This is a genomic window from Sporosarcina sp. FA15 (assembly GCF_051550195.1).
In the GTDB taxonomy this organism is placed as follows: Bacteria; Bacillota; Bacilli; order Bacillales_A; family Planococcaceae; genus Sporosarcina; species Sporosarcina psychrophila.
Genome location: NZ_CP188818.1, coordinates 1,061,669 through 1,082,923, shown reverse-complemented (window position 1 = coordinate 1,082,923; position 21,255 = coordinate 1,061,669). Strand labels below are relative to the sequence as shown.

Genomic DNA, 21,255 nt, shown 5'->3' with positions numbered 1-21,255 from the left:
AAGAGACCTGGGAAGTAAATGAAGAATGGCAGTTCCCCCCCAAGTGAAGTATGTGGTTATTTCATTGGGACGATAACATCTCAATAGTGATTTTTGGAAAACGAAGAAAAAAGATGTTACAATAGATGCGCTCAAAACGAAAATAACTCCTTTTGAAATAGTGAAAGATGTTCCCTTAGATCCAACTGTAATGAGAACAATTTCGATAATCCCGACAAACATCCCCGTGAGAGTACTTTACCGCTCTTTCAGAAATATGACAGCTATCAATGCTGTTGCAGAAGCAATGAACATTTCTGCGGCACCTGCAGACACCGTCACTTCTTCTATATATAACTCCCCAGTGATAGATACTAATCCCAATCCAACCAAGTAAACCCATCTTTAGAATATTCTTTTTTAGGGGTAACAGGAATTTAACTACAGACCAGAGGGCATAAATAACGAAAACGCTAGATGCTATTAAAAAGCGAGTATTTATCAAATGGCTCAGTGAATATCCACCTAGTAAACTAGCACGTATAGCAGCGAACCTGATCCCCATACAATGACTGTAAACAGCGCGAGTAAAAAAGCTTTTTTATTCATTCATACAGTAATCATTTCCTAAAATCATTTTTCAGCTATGTACATCTAGAGCTGATAGTCGACCTTCATCTCATTCCTGAAATTTTAACTAATAAAGGAAGATGGAATATTTATACAAGACACTGAATAGAATCACAAGTTAAAGTCAATCGAAATATAATTGAGTTCTTTTTTATGCATGGTAACCTTGAACTTCAATTTTAGCTAAATACCAAAAATCGCTTCTACTTTTCACTAAGAAGTTATAGAAGTCCATTTACACTATTTTTATTCCTCTTACTCATGTACATTCCGGTCACCATAACATATAATAGTATAAAATCCAATTAGAATAGTAGGTTTTAATGTGAAAACAATACCAAAACCTTTAGTAATGGCAAATCAATGGACGATTGTTTTGACTGTAATTATTGCACTTCTAACACAGTCAGCTTGGATATTACTCATTCCATTAATCGCAAATCTTTCAAGTTTATTGACGGGATTCCATCCGATTTTAGTACTTGTTAAGCATTTTTTAGCTAAACCAGCTAATCAATATATTCAAGAAGACTACGCGCAGTTACGATTTAACCAATGGTTGGCTGTCGGATTTTTATTCGTTGCATGTGTAAGCTTTTTATTGAATTGGACTATATTATTTAATATCGCTACGACGATGGTTGGCATAGCTGCACTCATCGCAATCCTAGGTTTTTGCATAGGTTGCTTTATACGCTTCCAATACCAACAATGGAGTTATCGACGTAATTAAGTACTGTGTAACACAAAATGAAATCAGCCATTAACATGTATGGCTGATTTCATTTTATTTGTGTGTAATCGAGACGTATTACTGGTACTTTTTCGAACCTTCTACTACTTGCTATCTTATTCTAACCCTTTGCCCATCCCTTTCAGAAAATCTAGTCCAAATTTCACGGCACGGTTCGTATCAGGATCATTTAATGCAGTCATCAATTGAAAAATACTTACTTTTTGCCCATTACCGCTATAAAGCTCAGCTTCATTCAATCCACTTTTAACGCTCGCAGCAAGTTTCGCTGTAACATCAGGGTCAATAGATGAAATCACACTAGTTGCATATAGCACATGGTTGATAATATTGGTTACTGGGTCACGTGATGCTTGGTCTACTGCAATTTTTGCGATATCATCCTTTGCTTTCACCATCGCCTTCAGTGCATCGAAGACGCCTGCGTCATCCAACTCCCCAGTAATTTCAAGTATTTTATTGAGTGCCTGGTCTTGTTCGGCAATTAATGACTGTAGCTCACCCAGTTTATTCTGTTTGATTTCTTGTGGTGTCAGTTCGTTCCATTTAATAGAAGTAATTGGTGCCGCCATCGTATATCACCTTTCTTTCTTAGCTTCAGTTAATTGTATATATCCTGGACGAGCCCATTTCCGCCCCACTTCAACACCATTTTGTGGGTGACGCTCTTTATTACGATGGTTCGACTTAGGCAACGGGTTTTCGCCTTCTTTTCGAAGTACTTCCATTCGTACCATCGTCTGTTTATACGCTGGTGTATTCGTGCGCTGATCGACTGCAGGACCGGTTAGGAAATTAATGGCTGATTCTTTTTCAACTGAGTTCATCGGCAAGAACAATTCATTTTTCTTTACACGGTCCGTTACGAGTGCTGGTAATTTTAAAGCGCCATATGGCGAAATCAAGCGTACAAGGGAACCGCTTAACACACCACGCTCTTTCGCAAGTTCCGGTGAAACTTCAACGAAAACCTCCGGCACTTTCTTCTGAATTCCATCCGATTTATTCGTCATATTGCCTTCGTGGAAATGTTCTAGCAAACGCCCGTTATTGATGTGGAGATCATATTCTAAGGGAAACTCTACAGGTTCCACCCAGTCAGACAGAGCAAAACGAGCCTTTTTATCAGGGAAATTAAATCCGTTCACGTACAACAGCGGTGTACTTTCGCCATCCAAACTGCCCCATAAGAAGCTGTCCCAATCTTCCATTACGCTATAATCAGCTTGACTAAATAACGGTGAAAGGCTAGCCATTTCCGCAAAAATCTCACTCGGATGACTGTAGTTCCATTCTGCACCGAGACGGTTAGCGATTTCCTGTACAATCCACCAGTCCGCCCGTGCGTCTCCCAATTCCGGAAGTGCTTTGTATAAACGCTGCACACGTCTTTCCGTATTTGTAAATGTTCCGTCTTTTTCAAGTGATGGAACCGCCGGTAAAATGACATCTGCATATTGCGCAGTCCTTGAGAAGAAAATATCCTGCACGACGAGAAAGTCTAGCTTAGACATGACATCGTGTACATAGTTCGCATTAGAATCGACGAGCGCCATATCTTCACCAACTATATACATGGCTTTCATGATTCCAGCATCGACGGAATGGAGCATCTGAATATTATCAAGTCCGGGCTTATCATGGATTTTCACGCCGTATGCCTTTTCGAACTTTTGACGTGCTTTATCATCAGTGACGTGTTGATAGCCTGGTAGCCATCCTGGTAGCGATCCCATATCACATGCACCCTGTACGTTATTATGTCCACGTAGTGGATAAGCCCCAGCACCAGGACGTCGATAATTACCTGTCGCAAGTAACAAATTGGAGATTGCTGCGGAAGTATCCGATCCACCAGTATTTTGTGTGACACCCATTCCCCAAAGAATACAAGTACCGTCTGCATCACGAATCATTTCCGCTGTCTTGATTAGCATATCCCTTGATACACCACATACTGTTTCAGCATAGTCGAGTGTATATTTCTCAAGAACTTCTTTGAATTCACCCAAGTAATGGACATTTTCATCAATAAACGACTGATCATGCCATCCTTTATCAATCATGTACTTTGTCACTGCCATGAGCCATACTTGATCAGTTCCCTGCTTCGGACTTATAAAGATATCAGAGCGATCAGCCATTTCATTTTTTCGCAAATCGGCGACAATCAATTTTTGTCCGTGCAGCTTATGTGCACGCTTCACACGAGTGGCCAGAACTGGATGTCCTTCGGCTGGGTTAGCCCCGACAATAATGACAAGACCAGCCTTCGCTATGTCTTTAATAGTTCCAGCGTCTCCGCCCATCCCTACTGTACGGAATAGACCGTCTGTCGCTGGTGACTGACAATAGCGTGAGCAGTTATCAACGTTATTTGTTTCAAATACTTGACGTGCTAATTTTTGAATCACATAGTTTTCCTCATTTGTAATCTTCGAAGATGAAATGATGCCAACAGCTTCTTTTCCATACTCTTTTTTTATTGTACCTAGTTTCAAAGCAACAAGGTCAAGCGCTTCTTCCCACGTAGCTTCAACAAAAGAATCGCCTTTTCGGATAAGTGGTGTCGTAATTCGTTCCTCGCTGTTGACGAAATCCCACCCGAATTTCCCTTTTATACATGTCGAAATCGCGTTGACTGGGGCATCTGAAACGGGCTGGATTTTCAAAATTTTTCTATCTTTCGTCCACACTTCAAATGAGCACCCAACACCGCAGAATGTACATACTGTTTTCGTTTTCTTCGTCCTCGTATCGCGCATCGCCGATTCAACATCTGATACGGCCATAATGCCGCTATACCCGGGCTCAACATCTTTGACAAGTTCAATCATCGGCGTCAGGATTTCCTCTTTTAGCCCGGTCATGAATCCGGCTTCACCAAGCATTGATTTTTCCATTAGTGCATTGCATGGGCATACGGTAACACAGTGGCCGCAGCCTACACAAGATGAGTCATTAATTTTCGCGCCCCCATCCCACAGAACAATTGGACGGTCCCTCTCCCAATCAATCGATAAGGTTTCATTTACCTGTAAATTTTGGCATACTTCAACACACTGGCCGCAAGCAATGCACTGATTTGGGTCGTAACGGTAAAATGGGTGTGTAAAATCAACACTTTCCTGTGTGCATTTTGGTTCATATGGATATTTTTGATGTTCGATTTCCATCATATCCACCGTATTATGTATTTTACAGTTGCCATTATTGTTGTCACACACTGTACAATACAAAAGGTGATTTTCTAGAATTCGATCCATTGCCTCCGTCTGCGCTTCTTTAGCACGAGTTGAAGCCAGCTCTACGCTCATTCCAGAGACAGCTTTTGTTGAACAAGCACGCATTAGACGGCCATCTACTTCCAAGATACACGTATCACATGTCTCAATTGGGTCCACTTCAGGTAAGTAACATATTTGCGGATGATCAATTTGATACTGATTGATCACCTCAAGGATCGTCTTGCCTTCCACGAAGTCATAATTGGAACCGTTAATCTTGATTGGCATGTATGCGCCTCCTTTTTTATAAATAAAAAACCACCATGAAAAAATACACCGACTTGACAAGTGCACTTTCATAGTGGAATAGTCTTCTAACAGGACATGTTAAACTACCAATCCATATTTCTATTTAACGTTCGATAATGCCACAGCAGTTCATACTGTAACACCTCTTAGACACTAGTATATTTTAAGTTGAAAGAATAAACAATCTATTTTTCAGCTTTTGAACTATTTTCTTTTACCACGGAGGAGGAATAAATACATGTTAAAAAGAATACATGATTTTAATGATATTATCAGAAAGCTACGCAAAGACTTATTCGGGAAGGGACCTGAAAGAATCCACACGGTTTTTGTTGATAATATGATTATTTCAACACTCTACGGGAACTTGACTCCAACTGAAAAATTTATTGCCAGTACACCAGAAGGAAAAGAAATGATCCATGCTGCAAGAACTAGAATGATTCAAGATGTCTATCAAAAAGCACCACCCGATGGCATGGAAGAACTCGTCGGGGCTAAATTTGTCCACCTTTTCTCGGACATCAAATTGGAAGAGGACATTGCAATTTCCGTATTTCTTTTCGACCGGCAAATTGAACACAAGGGGGGAAAGTAGATGGAACAAGATAAGAAACGGACTGTTTTTCGATACTCAAACGGATATTTCTCGAAAAAGGAAGACCAAATTGTAGTCGAACACCCCGTCACTATCAAAATCAATGACCAAGAATTTGCAACAATCGTTTGCTCGCCTGAGTACATCGAAGACATGGCGGTCGGTTTTTTGGCATCTGAAGGTGTCATCCCAAAGTATGAAGATATCAAAGACATTTCTCTACAGGAAGAATTGGGTATTGTCCATATCAAAACGGACAAGATGTATCCTTTTTACGAAAAATTGCTGAACAAACGCTACATCACCTCCTGTTGCGGCATGAGCCGACAAGGTTTTGTGTTTGCTAACGATGCATTAACAGTGAAAAGAATGACAGGAACCCATGTAACGCTTACCCCGGAAGATTGCTTTTTTCTGATGGAGCAAATGGATCAATCAGCAGACATGTTTCATAAAACTGGAGGTGTCCATAATGCAGCACTCTGTGATCCTACTGGCATTGTGCTGTCAAGGATGGATATTGGCAGACATAATGCTTTAGATAAAATTTACGGTCATTGTTTAAGAAATACTATTTCAGTAAAAGACAAAATAATTGTGTTTAGTGGCCGTATCTCATCGGAGATTTTATTGAAAGTGGCAAAAATCGGCTGTGAAATTGTACTTTCAAAATCAGCCCCTACTGAATTGGCATTGACACTCGCAGAAGAACTCGGAATTACTACAGTCGGATTTATACGGCAAAATTCATTCAATCTGTACACTCACCCGGATCGGATCATTATCGAAGAAAACAACAATATTTTTCAACACTAAAAAAACATTCGTGACAAAATTGGCAATGAATGCTAAGATGACTGAAATGTCTAACATTAACACATTATACATCTTTCATGTAAATAAAAGGCTATTTAAATATAGGGGCTCAGCTGCTCGAAATTACCTTTGGGGATTACAGGTTTATATCTGTTTAATTTCATATTTTCATAAAGGGGGAAAAGGTTTGAAGGGGAGTAAAACGAAGAACAGGTGGTTGATTGCCGCATCCGCAGTTGGTATTCATATTTCTATCGGCTCCGTATATGCTTGGAGCAATTTTACAAATCCATTAATCGATCAGTTTGGTTGGTCCACAAGTCAAGTACAACTCACATTCAGTATCGCCATTCTATTTTTGGGGCTGTCTGCAGCATTTCTTGGTCACTTCGTGGAGAAATATGGGCCAAGGAAAGCGGGAATCATGGCAGCTATTTGTTTTGGCTCGGGTGTAATTGGTTCCGGGTTTGCTGTAAGCGCTTCCTCGCTTCCATTACTATATTTATTTTATGGGGTACTGGGTGGGATTGGGCTTGGCGTTGGTTACATTGCGCCAGTTTCCACTCTTGTAAAATGGTTCCCTGACCGCCGTGGACTTGCGACCGGTCTTGCCATTATGGGATTCGGTTTTGCTGCAGCTATTAGTAGCCCAATTATGGAAGCGCTTATTACTTCTGTTGGGCTAAAAAACACATTCTTTATTTTGGGTGTTTCTTACTTTTTAGTTATGATTTTATCCTCTTTATATCTTGAAAAGCCTGAAGAAGGCTGGGCACCCGCTGGATTTATTGAAAAAGTTAAAGCAGGAAAAATCGAACAAAAGAGAGACTTGGCACAATTGACAGCGAATGAAGCAGTGAAAACCAAACGTTTTTACTATTTATGGCTAATGCTCTTTATTAATGTCACATGTGGCATTGGTATATTATCAGCCGCAAAACCACTCGCAATTGACAGTATCGGTATGACAACTATACAGGCTGCAGCACTCGTCGGGGTCCTCGGTATCTTTAATGGAGCCGGCAGACTTGGCTGGGCGGCTACTTCTGATTATATAGGTAGACAAAACACATATACCACATTTTTTGTAATCCAAATCTTTTTGTTTGCACTATTGCCTTTCACAACAAATGCACTGCTATTTCAAATTATGCTCGCAGTCATTTACACATGCTATGGCGGTGGTTTCGCATCCATTCCCGCATACATTGCCGACATTTTCGGAACGAAACAGCTTGGTGCAATCCACGGTTATATACTAACTGCTTGGTCGGCAGCTGGTCTTGCTGGGCCTATGTTCGCTGCATGGATGAAAGATATGACGGGTAGTTACGAAAGCAGCTTGCTCTATTTCGCTGGTTTGTTTGTAGTTGCATTCGTTATTTCCATATTAATCAGAGTTGATATTAGAAAAGTTCAAGTGGAAGGCGAAAAACCCGCACTTAAGCCCTTAGAAAAAGTTGTAAGTGGATGATTATCACTGCCGCAAGTAATCTCGAAAACATGGATAGCCATCTCAAATTCTAAATGCTTAAGCAGCTAATCCATCTCTACCTGACAAAACAAGATCGATTTTAACTTCATTTTTTCTTATATAAAAAGAAGCTCATCTGCATGCAAATGAGCTTCTTTTTATATAGATGACAACTCCTTATACTTTCAGCCATCATTCAATTATGTCATTACTGTAATTTAATTTCCCTTAAGTTTTTGATATCCCTCTTCAATCGCTGTAAATAGAGCTGTTCCAGCCTTCAAACCAGTAAATGTTTCAATTGCATGACGAACACCTTGCCGCTGAATTGTTTCTTGAATGAGCTTTGCTTCGGGATCTTCCAAATAATCATAACGCAATGCTGCTGCAATTCCCAGCGCCAAGAAAGTCGGTGTCTCGTCAAACAACTCCACGTATTGAGTTGCTGGGCCGACCAGCCTATCATTGAATTTGAGTTTACGTAAAGGTGAACGACCCACTCGTGTTACATCATCAGATATAAAGGGATTTGCAAAACGCCCCATAATTTTTTGTATATAATCGCCATGCTCTTGCTCATTAAATTGATATTTAGCAATGAGTAATTTACCGGTTTCTTGCAAGACATTCTCAGTCATAGTTTTGATTTCTTCACTCGCAAGTGCTTCGTCCATTCTCCTGATACCTGCCAAATAACCAAAGTAAGCAACGGCAGCATGGCCTGTATTTACCGTATATAATTTCCTTTCAATATATGGTTCCAAATCTTTAACGAACGTAATCCCTTTAACAGGCGGATTTTCACCAATGATCTCTGATTCCTCAACTACCCATTCATAAAAAGGCTCCACTTGAACCGCTGTCTTGTCTTCATTTATCTGGTTAGGAACAATCCGATCTACCGCTGCATTCGGAAAGCTAAAACAGTTATCGAATTGGGATTTTTCGTCTTCAGTTAACTTTTCATATACTTTTTCTTTTAGAAAAGCACTTCCACCAATCATATTTTCACAAGCGATGATTGTTAACGGTTGTCCCGTTTGAATGAGACGCTCCTTAAGTCCATCAGCAAGTAATCCCGCGATAAAGGGCAATACATTCGGCCCAACCGCCGCTGTAACAAGATCGGCTTTGGCAATTGTTTCGATTACTAATTCCGGATTCGTCGCACTATTAATAGCCCGAACATTTTTCACAAGTAGTCCTTCGTGAGCTTCATTTGCAAGTTCAACACGGTATTGTTTTTTTTCGTTTATCAAATTAACAAGCTCGCTGTTCACATCTACAAAGCATGTTTCAAATCCGGATTGATACAATAAGTTTCCAATGAAACCTCTTCCTATATTTCCAGCGCCAAAATGAACAGCGATCATGTTAGTTCACTCCTTCAAAGAAGGATAAGACTTCATCTTTAGATGATGCATACACAATTGCTTCTACATTTTCTTCATCAGAAACTACGATTGCAATATTCGACAGGATTTCTAAATGCTCATCCCCTTTTCCAGCAATCCCAAAGATCAATTTCACGATATTCCCATCTCCGAAATCCACACCCCCAGGCACTTGAATAATCGCAATACCTGACTCCTTCACTTCTTGTTTTGCATCGTCTGTACCATGTGGAATGGCTACAAAATTGCCCATGTACGTAGATGTCATTTCTTCACGTTGAAGCATTTTTTCTATATAACTTGACTGAACATAGCCTCTGTCAAAAAGGATTTTCCCTGTTAAGCGGATTGCTTCTTCTTTTGTTGCCAGTACTTGATTCAACACAATGTTTTCGATTGATAAAATTGGTAATGTCATTATAAAAACTCCTCTAGTCAATTTATTTTTTCATCTATGAACTGCTCAAATTTCTGTGCCAAATAAGAATGGATAAGCGTCCCCTGATTGGATTCAAACAATTCGACACTTTTTTCGTTTTCGATAATTAGTGCACTAATGAAACTCAGTACTTCTAAACCCTGCTTATGGTATTGATGGGGGGCTAACAACAGTAATAAATGCTTGACTTCGCTATCAGTTCCGTCCATTGCTGTCATAACGATTGGGTCTTTGAGTGTTTGAATCGTAAAAGAAGGCTTTAGAACTTGTTCATGACGGGTGTGAAATAAAGCGAGCTTTGTTTCAGGTATTCCTATCCCACCAAGAGCTTCTCTTGCAAATAGAGCATTTGCTACAATTTCATCATCTTTTATAATTTTTTGTTTTTCCAATTGATGGCATGCTACCCGTATACACTTTTTTATCGACATATATTCATTTTGTGATGAATGCTGAAAACCCGATAATAACTCGGCTATAGTTTCCGTGTATAATTGGATATTTTTCATTCTGTTAATTATTTCATCAACGCTTGAACGAACGCGATTTAACAAGGCAACCGGTTTTTTTATCAGCATCTGCCTTCTTGCATACAGCTGAACTTGCTTAATTTCTTCTTGTGTCATAAACGGACTGACGATCATATATTCCTTAGTAAAATCTTGTAAGTAAATAGTGGAAATAATTAAGTCTCTATCTGAGATTTGAAGTTCATTCAATTCAAATAGAGATACATTCACTACTTCTGCAATTTCTGGTATTACCCGTTGAAGTCGCGATACAAGCATTTTCGATGTTCCAATGCCACTAGAACAAACAATATAGGCTTTTAAGTCCTTTTCGCCCCTCAAGCCAAGTAAAACAGATCCGAAGTGCATAACTAAGTAACCTGTCTCTTCATCGGGAACTCGTAATTCTGGAAATACTTCTCCTACTGCATCCTTAACTAGTTGAAACAGTTCTTCATAGTCTTTACGAATATTTTTCAACAATGGATTGGTGATACCCATATTCTGTCGAATTCGATAAATCGCAGGCTTCAAATGTGTAACAAGACCTTCTAAGAGGGGCGCGTTATCCTTCAAATCTTCACCCGTAGCATCTTCCATGTACTGAATCAGTTTCTTCGCTTGCATGAACGTTTCCAAATTGGAAGCTTCAAGTAATTGTCCTTCATTATGACGAAGCTTAGCTCCTTGAAGATGCATCGTAATATATCCAATCTCAGCATTAGGGATATCAATCTGGAAACGGGTCGCTAATTTAGTGATAATTTCGTGTGCAATATGGTATTCCGGTTCCTTTGTTAACTGCTCCAAATATATCGTATCCATCTGAATGTTTTCACCTAACATAATACGTTCAATTGCCAAAGTTAAATGAACGATGAGTCCGACATAAGCATTGTCCGTAATTGGAAATGGGAGTACTCGATTTAATTGTTGCATGACATCTTCAATAACAAGTAATTTTTTCCTATCAACAAGATGTAATAACCGTTTGGATATAGAACTTTCGTGATTCCCAGACTTCTTCTGGATACGTTCTTTAATAAATGAAAACAACTCGTCTTCTTTTAAAGTCTTGGCAATCACGTAACTCATTGCTCTTCGTTTTGCTTTTTCGGATCCGCTTATTTTAATTCCATACCCTCTTTTTTTCACTATTAAAAGTTGAAAGGGTTTTAATTGTTCCTCTAGCTTTAGTAAATCTGAACTAATCGTTGCAATCGCCACTCCTAGTTCATTGGCGAGCGCAAACAGCTTCACAGGTTCTGTTGATTCATATAATGTGCAAAGAATCATTGTTCGCCTTTCGTCCAATGTATACTCGCGAGAGGAGAAAGTGTTTAGCTTTTTTTTTAATATTTCCTTATTTGTTTCTTCCCCTAGAATCTGAATGCCAACCCCAGTTTTCCTTATAAGTTCAAGGTTGTATGGACGCAATAACTTTTCTATCGTATTCAAATCGCGGTGAATGGTCCGAGGGCTGACTGCTATTTTCTCCGATAACTCTTTAATTGTTACTTCTTCACTTCTGTTGATCAATTCATCCAAGATAACTTTTTCCCGAGCTGAAATATCCACGTTAAACACCCCACTGAAATGCTCTATAATCATTGGTAAAACTCAGCCTAATTTCTTTCGAATTAGGCTGAGTTTAAGTGTACACTCATTACTTTTTCAGTTTTTCAAGAAGTTCATCGTATCTCGGACTATTTAAAAAGTTTTCGACAGAAATATGATATGCGTTTGGTGATTTTGCTTTCGCACGTTCAGTTAAATCTTTATGAGTGATTACTACTTCCGCATCAGGCGGTAAGTTACTGATAGCCATATTCGAAACCGCAACATCAATATCAGCTTTTTTCACTTTATTCCTCAAAATTGAGGCACCCATTGCGCTGGAACCCATGCCCGCATCACATGCAAAAATAATACTTTCGACATTTGCAAATGACACTTCTTGAACAGCTTCTTCAGCAATCGATTGTTGCATAAAGTCTGCTGCACGGCTCTCTTTACCTTTTAACGCAGACGTTTTTTCCGTAGCTTTTAACAAGTCATCCTCTTCAGTTTCCTTGCCTGTTTTTAAGATAATCGATGCTACAATGAATGACACAACTGTTGCAAAGAGCACGCCCGCGATAACAGCTACAAAGCCACCTTTTGGCGTCATGGCAAGGATGGCAAAAATACTACCTGGCGATGCCGTGGCAACCAAGCCGCCTCCCAATAATTGAAATGTAAATACGCCCGTAGCGCCTCCTGCAATGGCAGCAACCAATAGCAATGGTCTCATTAAAATGTACGGGAAATAAATTTCATGAATCCCCCCGAGGAAATGAATGATTCCTGCCCCCGATGCCGTTTGCTTCGCCATCCCTTTACCAAAAATCATATACGCAAGTAATATCCCGAGACCGGGTCCTGGATTGGCCTCTAATAGAAAGAGAATTGATTTACCTGTTTGTGTAGCTTGCTCAAGCCCAATCGGACTTAACACACCATGGTTAATAGCATTATTTAAAAACAACACTTTTGCTGGCTCTATCAATATGCTAGCAATTGGCAATAAATTCGCATCGACAATCGCTTGCACACCTGCTCCAAGAGCTTTATTCAACGCCTCTACAACTGGGCCAATTCCTTTAAAAGCAACTAAAGCTAAAATGAAGCCAATAATACCTGATGAAAAGTTATTGACAAGCATTTCAAAACCTGATTTTATTTTTCCTTCAACTAATTTATCAAATTGTTTAATGGACCATCCACCTAAAGGTCCTACAATCATTGCACCGAGGAACATTGGAGCATCTGGCGCTCCAACAATAACCCCCATTGTGACAATTGCCCCAACGACTCCCCCACGAATATCATGGACAAGACGGCCACCTGTAAAACCGATTAAAATTGGTAATAAGTAATAAATCATAGGATCTACCAGTTCACTAAAGCTTGCGTTCGGAATCCAACCCGTTGGAATAAATAATGCTGTAATAATCCCCCAAGCAATAAATGCACCGATATTCGGCATGATCATCCCACTTAAAAAACTTCCAAAACGTTGGACTTTCATTTTGAATCCTGAATTTGTTTGCTGTTCATTTTCCATAAACATACACTCCCTTCCTTTTTTATAAAGCGACAACTGTTTGATTACTACCAATAATAAAGCGTTTACATTCGTTAAGCAATTGAATGTAAACGCTATTTTGTCACTTCTATTGTTGCCATGTGTGTGCTTGATGGAACTAAGTATACGCATAGCTCTGCTTTATTGTCAGAATTAATAGTTCTCGATCTAGTTAATGGTCAACGCATATCTATCTGCTGATAAATCGTAATTAATTCTCCGGATATTGTGTTTGCAAAAACGTAACCGATTGAGTAATTAACTCTTTTAATACGTTCGTATCGATATCATCGACTTTATTAATGTACACACATGCTTTGCCAGAAGTGTGTTTTCCAAATGTCGCCAACAATGCATCACGTTCGCTATCTCCGGGTGCAAAATACAAACTAGTTTTTGCTTTTCGCGGAGAGAAACCTGCCAAAGGTGCGTCACCTTCGTGGCCCGTTTTGTATACATAATGATACGATCCAAAACCAATAATGCTTGGTCCCCACATTTTTGCTTCAAAGCCAGTCGTCTCTTTAAATATATCGAGTAGCGTGTAAGCATCTGCACGTTTTTTCGGATTTTCTACATTCTCAATAAATTCAATAACATCATTGTCTGTTGCCTTCATTTTTTGTTCGTACATATTTTATACCCCCTCTCTTCTATCACCCTACGAACTCGTCTAGACATTTTTTACATATGCATGATTTTCTCAATTGATCGTAAGGTACTAGGTCGAAAATTGCTTTCGGAAAGAACTCTCCACTACACCAACATATACCTAGAGATTTTTCTGTTGAATTACAGCAATTATTATTGCCTTTACAAATAGGACATTGGTAACTTTCTGCTGTATCGAATGCTTGGACCATCGTTTTGCCTCCCTTATTTACACAGATTATTTCAGAGCTCATTATACATATCTCACACATTTAAACGGTCATAGGACTAAACGATTAGTATTGCTTACACATCAGAAGAAATTTTTGATTAATTAATATGAAGATATACGAGCAGTTGATTTCATTTCACTGTTCCTTAAATAATTTAAGTGATGAATTTCTACTCTATAAATTAAACTTTTTATATGTTTCTGTAAAAAAGGTTTAACTTTTCCGTTGTAATCCTCAAGTGATTTGCATACATAGTCTTCGTCCATAGAAACAGTAAAACTACATGTGATCACTACAGATTGTTCTTCCTCAGTAGTTGAATACCGCTCGGTTATTTCAATAATTTTCATACTTACAAATTTGTTTTTCATATATGTTTTTGTTTTTGGTAATTTACTGTTGGACAGAAAAGATACAATTCCTTTTACATAAATCATTCTATTTACCTCCTAATTAAGCTGGGAAAATAGATTTCTATATAGCTAGTGAAATCCTTAATATATTGATTCAGATATTGGTAAGATACACGCCATACTCCCCCTGCTTATGCAAATGCTTTGCATGTATTGTATCACAATAAGAACATTGGTTTCATTATTTTTCGTCGCTTAATTCATGCTAACAACAAGGGAGCTTGGTTCTCTAAGTCAAAATCTAACTTTGCAACATAACTGAGCAAAGCATCGTCCAATTAGGAAGAACTACAAGAAACGAGTGGATGATATGAAAAAGAAAATAGTCATAGCTGGTGGAACGGGTTTTATAGGTCAATACTTTGAAGAGAAGTTTACGAATATAGGCTATGAAGTAATTATCATTTCAAGACAACCCCATCATCTTTTTTGGACGGATAGCGTAGGCATTGTAGATGCCTTAGAAGGTGCCGAGATGCTCATCAATCTTGCTGGGAAGTCCGTCAACTGCCGTTATAATGAGAAGAATAAAAAAGAAATCCTAGACTCCAGAACTGGGACCACAGAAATACTTGGAAGTGCTCTGCTAGCCTGTAAAAACCCACCGCCATTATGGATCAATTCAAGCTCGGCTACGATTTATCGACATGCGGAGGATCGATCTATGACGGAGGCTAGTGGCGATATTGGAACCGGATTCTCCGTAGAAGTAGCACAAGCTTGGGAGAAATCCCTATTTGATTTTCAGCTACCCCAAACAAGGAAAGTCGCTTTAAGAATTGCTATTGTCCTCGGTGAGGATGGTGGAGTGATGGAGCCCTACCTCAACCTCGTGCGCTTTGGGCTCGGCGGAGTACAAGGAACAGGTAATCAAATGTTTAGTTGGATTCATATAGAAGATGTGTTTCGAGTCATCTTATTTCTTCAAAGCAACGAACAATTGAATGGCATATTCAATTGTTCAGCCCCCCAGCCGATCACGAATCGAGTATTCATGACACAACTGCGAAAAACGATGAACCGAAAGATCGGATTACCCTCGCCAAAATGGATGCTCGAAATGGGAGCCATCTTTATGAACACTGAAACGGAATTGATTTTAAAAAGCCGTTGGGTTGTTCCTGATCGATTAGAAAAGGAAGGTTTTCAGTTTACATTTGGTACAATCGGGGAGGCACTTCAACAAATACTAAAAACTTCTAATAAGATACAATGATTAATATGGACATAAAAACGGTTCAAGGAATAATACCCTTGAACCGTTTTTCATCATAATGTATTGGGTTTCAATTCCACTGTACATATTCCTCAATTCATCTAAAAAGCTGGTCGCCTATCGTATTTCCGCTTCAACTCGTCAGTGACTGGGACAGCACCATTTTGACCACATGCTCGTTGATAATGTCCTATAATTTCACTCCGCTGTTGATAGGCTTTTCGACTATATATGTTGAACAAATGAATACGGCGTATACGCTTTACAAAGGCTTTTGGGTGGCCACTGAAAAAGCCCCACTACATAGAGCAAATTAGAATTCCTGCCAATACCGCTTCGACGCTTTGTGGATGCCTCCCGCGATAAGCCAGAAAGAAGACCCCTTTCAGTCTCATCGCTCCGGCTACCACGAAGACGCACCTTCGCTGGATGGACTATGTGAGAAAGAGCATTTCGTTACCGGAATGAGACCTGCAATCTCTAGTGCGTCTTTCTTGAATTAAATCACCATCAAAAAATAATCACATTATAACCTCGGCATATACACTCCGAATCATAACTCTCTTCAACAATGAACAACGCTAGCGTAGGCGCGGCAAAGGGGTAGCCGAAGCCGTGAGACTAGATGCGAGGCGTCAAGCGTTCTACATACCCCGAATCACACCTCTCTCATTATTGAGCGCCACAGTAAATTCAATGGGATTCTTTAATTCAACATATTTAGTTGCAATTTGCATTTTTTTCGAATGAAACCCTTCTCTACTCTCTTTTAAACTAGTATTTGCAACAATCTTGTTTGCGTTAGATTCTGTCACTTGACACCTATTTCACTTTATCGCCCTTTAGGTTTATTTATCATCTTTTTTATAATTCGAATCTGACCTCGATGATTTAGTTCGTCTTCAAACACATGAAACCATTTAAAATAATTGTTCGTGGGTAGTCCATCCCAAAATGACATTTGTTCAAATAACCATTCATCTTTCAATGTTTTAAACGTTTCAATTGTTTTGTTCCTTGTTTCAGCTAATTGTTCCAAATAGAAATCAATGCTATTTCCTTTAATTTGATCTCGCGCACTATTCCCTAAATCTAATCCTGGATTTAGCGTACTACTATCATCATCTGTAATATCTCGATTTTCGAACGTGAAGATTTGGTATGCCTTTTCAACCGATATCATATGAGCAAGCAACATTCCGATTGAATTCGATTCTTCTCCATAAAGAAAATCCAATTCTTCAACTGTTAAACTTTCGATTTCACGAATCGTTGTAACTCTAGTATAATCCATCATAGAAACCAGTTTACTGAACTCTAGACTTAACCCCTCTTTTTGATCAATTAAAAATATCGTATTATTCTCCAAAAGTAGTTCACTCCCGAAAGTATTATTTAAATGACAACTGCCGAAACTAACTAGGAAATTGAATCGGTATATCAGCTTGAATGAGATTGAATCTCTACTGATACACTTTGCTTGGTGGTTAATTCCCTGCTACACTAACTATCTAATGAAGCAATTCGATAATGAATTGGACATCGTTACGATTTTCTTCTCTTCAATTATGATAGAAAATAAGAACTTAGGCTCGATGGATCTTTTTAGTCGCCAAGCCGAAAAATATTGTCCAATATTTCAGACATCATTATCTTAACATATATAGGAGATATAGTGATACATACCTTACCCTAGATCAGCATCTGCGACGATTGAACACTAGTCGTGATAAAGTATTAATTGAACGAATAGGGCTTTTCTCAGCTGTTATCCCACCTAGAATGTTCGTACTGTAATTTTTTAAATGGGGCTCATATCCCCCTTTGCAGCGAGATGAAAGATTTTATTAAGAAGAGGTGCAATAATGATGAATATATTTACACAACACAACCCGACGAAGTTATATTTTGGTAGGGGGCAAATTAGTCAATTATCAACAGAAGTTGCTCATAAGAAAGTCCTTCTAGTTTATGGTGGAGGCAGTATTAAGCAAAATGGTGTCTATGAAGATGTGATGAAAGAACTCACTAAAGCAGAAGCTACGGTATTTGAATTACCTGGTGTGGAACAAAATCCACGTTTAACAACGGTGCATAGAGGCGTTGAAATTTGCAAATCAGAGGAAATCGATATTCTTTTAGCCGTCGGTGGCGGAAGTGCAATTGATTGTACGAAAGCTATTGCTGTTGGAGCTAAGTATGATGGAGATGTTTGGGATTTAATTACCCGAAAAGCTCCGATAACATCAGCTCTCCCAATCGGAACTGTCCTTACATTAGCGGCAACTGGCTCTGAAATGAATCCGATATCTGTTATTTCAAACTGGGACACAAAGGATAAACTTGGTTGGGGTTCGCCACATGTATTCCCGCAGTTTTCAATCCTGGATCCGACTTATACGTACTCGGTGTCCCGTAAACAAACAGTATATGGAATTGTCGATAGTATGTCTCATGCTCTTGAAAGTTATTTCCATCGTACAAGAAACACGCCTATGATCGATGGATTCATTGAATCACTACTCCGAACAGCGATTCGAACTGCACCAAAATTACTTGAAGACTTAACTTCTTATGAACATCGTGAGACGATGATGTATATTAGTACAACTGCATTTAATGAAACATTGTCGAATGGAACAGATGGCGGTGACTGGGGGTCTCATCGAATAGAACATGCACTTTCGGCTGTTTATGACATACCACACGGTGGAGGACTGGCCATATTGTTCCCAAACTGGTTAGAGCATGTACTTGAAGATGATCCATCCCGAGTAAAAATGTTGGCAATGAACGTTTTTGGTATTTCTGATAAAGGCAAGAGTGATATTGAAGTCGCAAAAGAAGGAGCGAAAGCGCTTCGTACATTCTGGGATTCTCTCGATGCTCCCAATCGTTTGAGCGACTATGGGATTGACGACAAAGATATTGAATTAATTATCGATAAAACTTTTATTAAACCTGGGGTTGGCCTTTACAAAGAATTAGATCGAGAAAGTGTCAGAGATATTTTAATTCGTTCCATGTAAGGTTGCAGGTCAATACATCAAATAGAAAGCCATAGAAAAGAAACCACTTTTGAAATAAAGTGGTTTTTTCTTTGTCTTATAACTGAACACTAACACCTGACTATATGCTATTTTAGGGACTCTGAAAGCCAGACCGTAATTTAACAAATTCGAATAACAAAGGCACATTACTATATTTTTGCAATGAAGCCGTCCTTTCAGAAATCCTTTCCCAGCTTTCCTTATAAGAATCTGCACCGTCTACCAATGGCATAGATCCCTGTAAAAAGTCTTCAATTGGTATCTCCAACTGCTCAATAAATCGTTCTACTTCTGGAAATTTCCTATCCTTTTCTGGATTGGGTTCTTTGAATAGAACATGTTCCAAATTTCTTGAAAAGTAATACATACGGTAGTCAATTTCACCAGCAATTATCTTATCCAATGCCTTCATTATATTGATATTTGTACTTCTATCCATATTTCTAGCTGCTATTTGTTGCTTTTGTTTTTCATGCGGAACAGTTATTCGATCCTCGTGGTAAAGCGTTAATTCTTTTTGGGTGTCATCAATAACAATTGCATCTTCTGGGATGAAACAGCCATCCATATCAATAATATGCAACACACAGAATACATCTTCAGGACGAAATTTACTTTTTATCATAAATTCATTTACTGCATTTCCAATCACAGACTTGATAGGTTCTTCCGGCCTGTCCAAGTCATATAAAATATCGCCGTGCTGAATATGGAAACGTATATTATGCTGCTCGAAAAGACTGCGTAACCGATTGTATAGCAATACCTCTTCGCAGCTTCCCTCGACAAGTAATAACACGACCTTCTTTTTAGTATTTGTCATGTATAATCCCAGCTTTTCGGAATGCCGTTTTAATATCATATAAATTTGTTTCTGCATAGACTTCTTCGTCTTGACCGCCCAGTTGCACTGCACGTAGATAGATATCCCGTGCATTGCTTAGCCTTTCAACCCCTTTTAATTGTTGGTATCTATCCTCTTCGTTAAGAGTCGTAAACCATAAGTTTCTAATTGGAAGCACTTCTAATATTCTTAAATTATGAGAAGTGAAAAAAAGTTGACCTTGTGCATTTTCGTTCAGAACTTCTAATATTTCGCCAAGTAAGTATTCAAAAATCCCTGCATCGAGCTCATCAATTACAACACAAGCGTTCGGATTATTATAAACTGCAATAAGAGTACTTAAGATAGAAATAATTTTCAATGTACCTTCCGATTCACTTCGTAAAGGAAGTTCAATCTCCCCTTGTTTTGATAGAAACTCAAAGCGAACCCCTTCACTGCCATCACTCAACTTCTGCTTATTAATTTGCCTTATCTTTATTAGAAGGCCTGGGATAATGGTCTGCAAGACAATATTCGTCTGACTAACCACTTGGTCAATCGTTTTAAATAAGTCCAGTGGTAACACCATTGTGTCCGCCATCTCATAGGGTATATGTCCACGCTTTCTTTCCAAATGAACACTAAAAGGCATAACAAGATTGGCAACTAATAAACCATATTGAATCGTATCAATGATGTGTAAATCACGATTAAGGTCATCTGAAAGACTTTTCATGATTTCAATTTCAGTTTCTTCTAAATGCTCTTCATATACTTCCTTTAACTCTTCTCGAAATACAAAAGAAGTTGAGTTACTAGTGGCCATTCTATTGGCTACTATGACTGAGACCCTTGCAGATTCATTCATTTCATGTGATTCATTAGCTCCTATCGTTAATCCTTTAACAGTTTTCGAAATTAGAACTTTGAATGGCTCATTTTCCTTATTTTCTCGATATACTACTTGTTCTTCGACAACTTGATACCTTCCTTTTCCCGCCGTCAAAGAAACTGAATAGTTAACGTAGAATTCACCGAATTGATTTTCAACAATAAATTGAAACAATAAACGAATAGTCTTTTCATTAAAATATAGCAAATTAGATGTGAGCTTGGGAAGTGGAGCATTATAATTGGCTGATAATAAAGTCTTTAACAGATTGAACGCTTCCACTGCCGCAGTTTTCCCAGAACCATTTTGACCATAAAACCCTATGACATCAGCTTTCTCCAATGTATTGAAAGTTGAATTTGTGTGAAACTCACCATTTTTAACGTTTTTCAAATTAGTTATTTCTACTTTGGTTACCCTGACAATACTTTTCATGGAGGTCCTCCTATGAATTTCTACATAAAATGAAGATATTCATTTACTTTCAATGATAAATGCATTTAAAGAGTAAATTATTAAATGCGTTTATCGGCGGTGAAAATGTAATTTACTTATCAATATGCTCTTACTTGTCATAAGTTATTCAGGCTAGCAATTGGAAGCTGTAGTGAAATTAGGGTGTATTGACTGAGTAGCTTTACACAGACGTCTACCTAAAACTAATTTTCAATGCTTTAGAAATATTTACGTTATATTTAAGACAACACAAAAATGCCTA

The 21,255-nt window shown here is 38.6% G+C and carries 19 protein-coding genes; 6 read left to right on the top strand and 13 right to left on the bottom strand.

All coding sequences use genetic code 11. The features are described from left to right. Positions 1 to 237 precede the first annotated feature (237 nt). Positions 238 to 363, bottom strand: a complete 126-nt coding sequence (locus tag ACP8HG_RS05080; RefSeq protein ID WP_438298290.1) for a hypothetical protein — start codon at positions 361 to 363, stop codon at positions 238 to 240. 571 nt (positions 364 to 934) lie between these two features. Here ACP8HG_RS05080 and ACP8HG_RS05075 point away from each other — a divergent pair. Then, positions 935 to 1,342 (top strand): DUF4395 domain-containing protein, encoded by a 408-nt coding sequence (locus tag ACP8HG_RS05075; protein ID WP_340742041.1) that lies wholly within the window; start codon positions 935 to 937, stop codon positions 1,340 to 1,342. Positions 1,343 to 1,458: 116 nt separating this feature from the next. On the opposite strand, the gene ACP8HG_RS05070 is transcribed toward ACP8HG_RS05075, so the two are convergent. Continuing rightward, positions 1,459 to 1,935 carry a DUF1641 domain-containing protein gene (locus tag ACP8HG_RS05070; protein ID WP_340742040.1) on the bottom strand — a complete coding sequence of 159 codons (477 nt, stop codon included), beginning with the start codon at positions 1,933 to 1,935 and terminating at the stop codon, positions 1,459 to 1,461. Positions 1,936 to 1,941: 6 nt separating this feature from the next. Next, positions 1,942 to 4,878, bottom strand: coding sequence for a formate dehydrogenase subunit alpha (gene fdhF, locus ACP8HG_RS05065; RefSeq protein WP_354312936.1), 2,937 nt, complete (start codon positions 4,876 to 4,878; stop codon positions 1,942 to 1,944). A gap of 259 nt (positions 4,879 to 5,137) precedes the next feature. Between fdhF and ACP8HG_RS05060 the strand changes: the two genes are divergently transcribed. The 3 genes from ACP8HG_RS05060 to ACP8HG_RS05050 all read left to right on the top strand — a co-directional run bounded on the left by ACP8HG_RS05060 (position 5,138) and on the right by ACP8HG_RS05050 (position 7,787). Then, complete coding sequence (locus ACP8HG_RS05060) at positions 5,138 to 5,497, top strand: DUF2294 domain-containing protein (protein WP_067208827.1); 360 nt, start codon at positions 5,138 to 5,140, stop codon at positions 5,495 to 5,497. Next, complete coding sequence (fdhD, locus tag ACP8HG_RS05055; RefSeq protein WP_187047673.1) at positions 5,498 to 6,313, top strand: formate dehydrogenase accessory sulfurtransferase FdhD; 816 nt, start codon at positions 5,498 to 5,500, stop codon at positions 6,311 to 6,313. It abuts the gene before it with no gap. Positions 6,314 to 6,500: 187 nt separating this feature from the next. Continuing rightward, positions 6,501 to 7,787: an L-lactate MFS transporter gene (locus ACP8HG_RS05050; RefSeq protein WP_438298289.1), complete on the top strand. Its 1,287-nt coding sequence runs from the start codon at positions 6,501 to 6,503 to the stop codon at positions 7,785 to 7,787. A 218-nt stretch (positions 7,788 to 8,005) separates the two neighbouring features. Here the strand turns inward: ACP8HG_RS05050 and ACP8HG_RS05045 are convergent, their stop codons facing one another. The 7 genes from ACP8HG_RS05045 to ACP8HG_RS05015 form a co-directional block, all read right to left on the bottom strand. After that, on the bottom strand, positions 8,006 to 9,160 hold the full coding sequence (locus tag ACP8HG_RS05045) for a mannitol-1-phosphate 5-dehydrogenase (RefSeq protein WP_438298288.1): 1,155 nt from the start codon (positions 9,158 to 9,160) through the stop codon (positions 8,006 to 8,008). Between the two features lies 1 nt (position 9,161). Beyond that, on the bottom strand, positions 9,162 to 9,599 hold the full coding sequence (locus ACP8HG_RS05040; RefSeq protein ID WP_067208818.1) for a PTS sugar transporter subunit IIA: 438 nt from the start codon (positions 9,597 to 9,599) through the stop codon (positions 9,162 to 9,164). A 17-nt stretch (positions 9,600 to 9,616) separates the two neighbouring features. Continuing rightward, positions 9,617 to 11,740: a BglG family transcription antiterminator gene (locus ACP8HG_RS05035; protein ID WP_438298287.1), complete on the bottom strand. Its 2,124-nt coding sequence runs from the start codon at positions 11,738 to 11,740 to the stop codon at positions 9,617 to 9,619. A gap of 55 nt (positions 11,741 to 11,795) precedes the next feature. Then, positions 11,796 to 13,235: a PTS mannitol transporter subunit IICB gene (locus ACP8HG_RS05030; RefSeq protein ID WP_067213927.1), complete on the bottom strand. Its 1,440-nt coding sequence runs from the start codon at positions 13,233 to 13,235 to the stop codon at positions 11,796 to 11,798. A gap of 232 nt (positions 13,236 to 13,467) precedes the next feature. Beyond that, on the bottom strand, positions 13,468 to 13,890 hold the full coding sequence (locus ACP8HG_RS05025) for a DUF1801 domain-containing protein (protein WP_187047668.1): 423 nt from the start codon (positions 13,888 to 13,890) through the stop codon (positions 13,468 to 13,470). 22 nt (positions 13,891 to 13,912) lie between these two features. Then, positions 13,913 to 14,119 (bottom strand): cysteine-rich CWC family protein, encoded by a 207-nt coding sequence (locus tag ACP8HG_RS05020; protein WP_187047868.1) that lies wholly within the window; start codon positions 14,117 to 14,119, stop codon positions 13,913 to 13,915. 122 nt (positions 14,120 to 14,241) lie between these two features. Beyond that, entirely contained in the window at positions 14,242 to 14,577 is a 336-nt protein-coding gene (locus ACP8HG_RS05015) for a hypothetical protein (RefSeq protein ID WP_342538129.1), read from the bottom strand. 286 nt (positions 14,578 to 14,863) lie between these two features. On the opposite strand from ACP8HG_RS05015, the gene ACP8HG_RS05010 reads away from it, so the two are divergent. Continuing rightward, positions 14,864 to 15,769, top strand: coding sequence for a TIGR01777 family oxidoreductase (locus ACP8HG_RS05010; protein WP_438298286.1), 906 nt, complete (start codon positions 14,864 to 14,866; stop codon positions 15,767 to 15,769). Between the two features lie 832 nt (positions 15,770 to 16,601). On the opposite strand, the gene ACP8HG_RS05005 is transcribed toward ACP8HG_RS05010, so the two are convergent. Beyond that, complete coding sequence (locus ACP8HG_RS05005; RefSeq protein ID WP_067213926.1) at positions 16,602 to 17,066, bottom strand: DinB family protein; 465 nt, start codon at positions 17,064 to 17,066, stop codon at positions 16,602 to 16,604. Between the two features lie 571 nt (positions 17,067 to 17,637). On the opposite strand from ACP8HG_RS05005, the gene ACP8HG_RS05000 reads away from it, so the two are divergent. After that, positions 17,638 to 18,798 (top strand): iron-containing alcohol dehydrogenase, encoded by a 1,161-nt coding sequence (locus tag ACP8HG_RS05000; RefSeq protein ID WP_342539781.1) that lies wholly within the window; start codon positions 17,638 to 17,640, stop codon positions 18,796 to 18,798. A 112-nt stretch (positions 18,799 to 18,910) separates the two neighbouring features. Here ACP8HG_RS05000 and ACP8HG_RS04995 read toward each other — a convergent pair whose 3' ends face one another. Together ACP8HG_RS04995 and ACP8HG_RS04990 are read right to left on the bottom strand one after the other, a co-directional pair. Next, positions 18,911 to 19,642 (bottom strand): hypothetical protein, encoded by a 732-nt coding sequence (locus ACP8HG_RS04995; protein WP_438298285.1) that lies wholly within the window; start codon positions 19,640 to 19,642, stop codon positions 18,911 to 18,913. Continuing rightward, a complete protein-coding gene (locus ACP8HG_RS04990; RefSeq protein WP_187047665.1) occupies positions 19,629 to 20,972 on the bottom strand; it encodes an AAA family ATPase in 1,344 nt (447 codons plus the stop codon). Before ACP8HG_RS04990 ends, ACP8HG_RS04995 begins: the two co-directional genes overlap by 14 nt. Between the last annotated feature and the right edge of the window lie 283 nt (positions 20,973 to 21,255).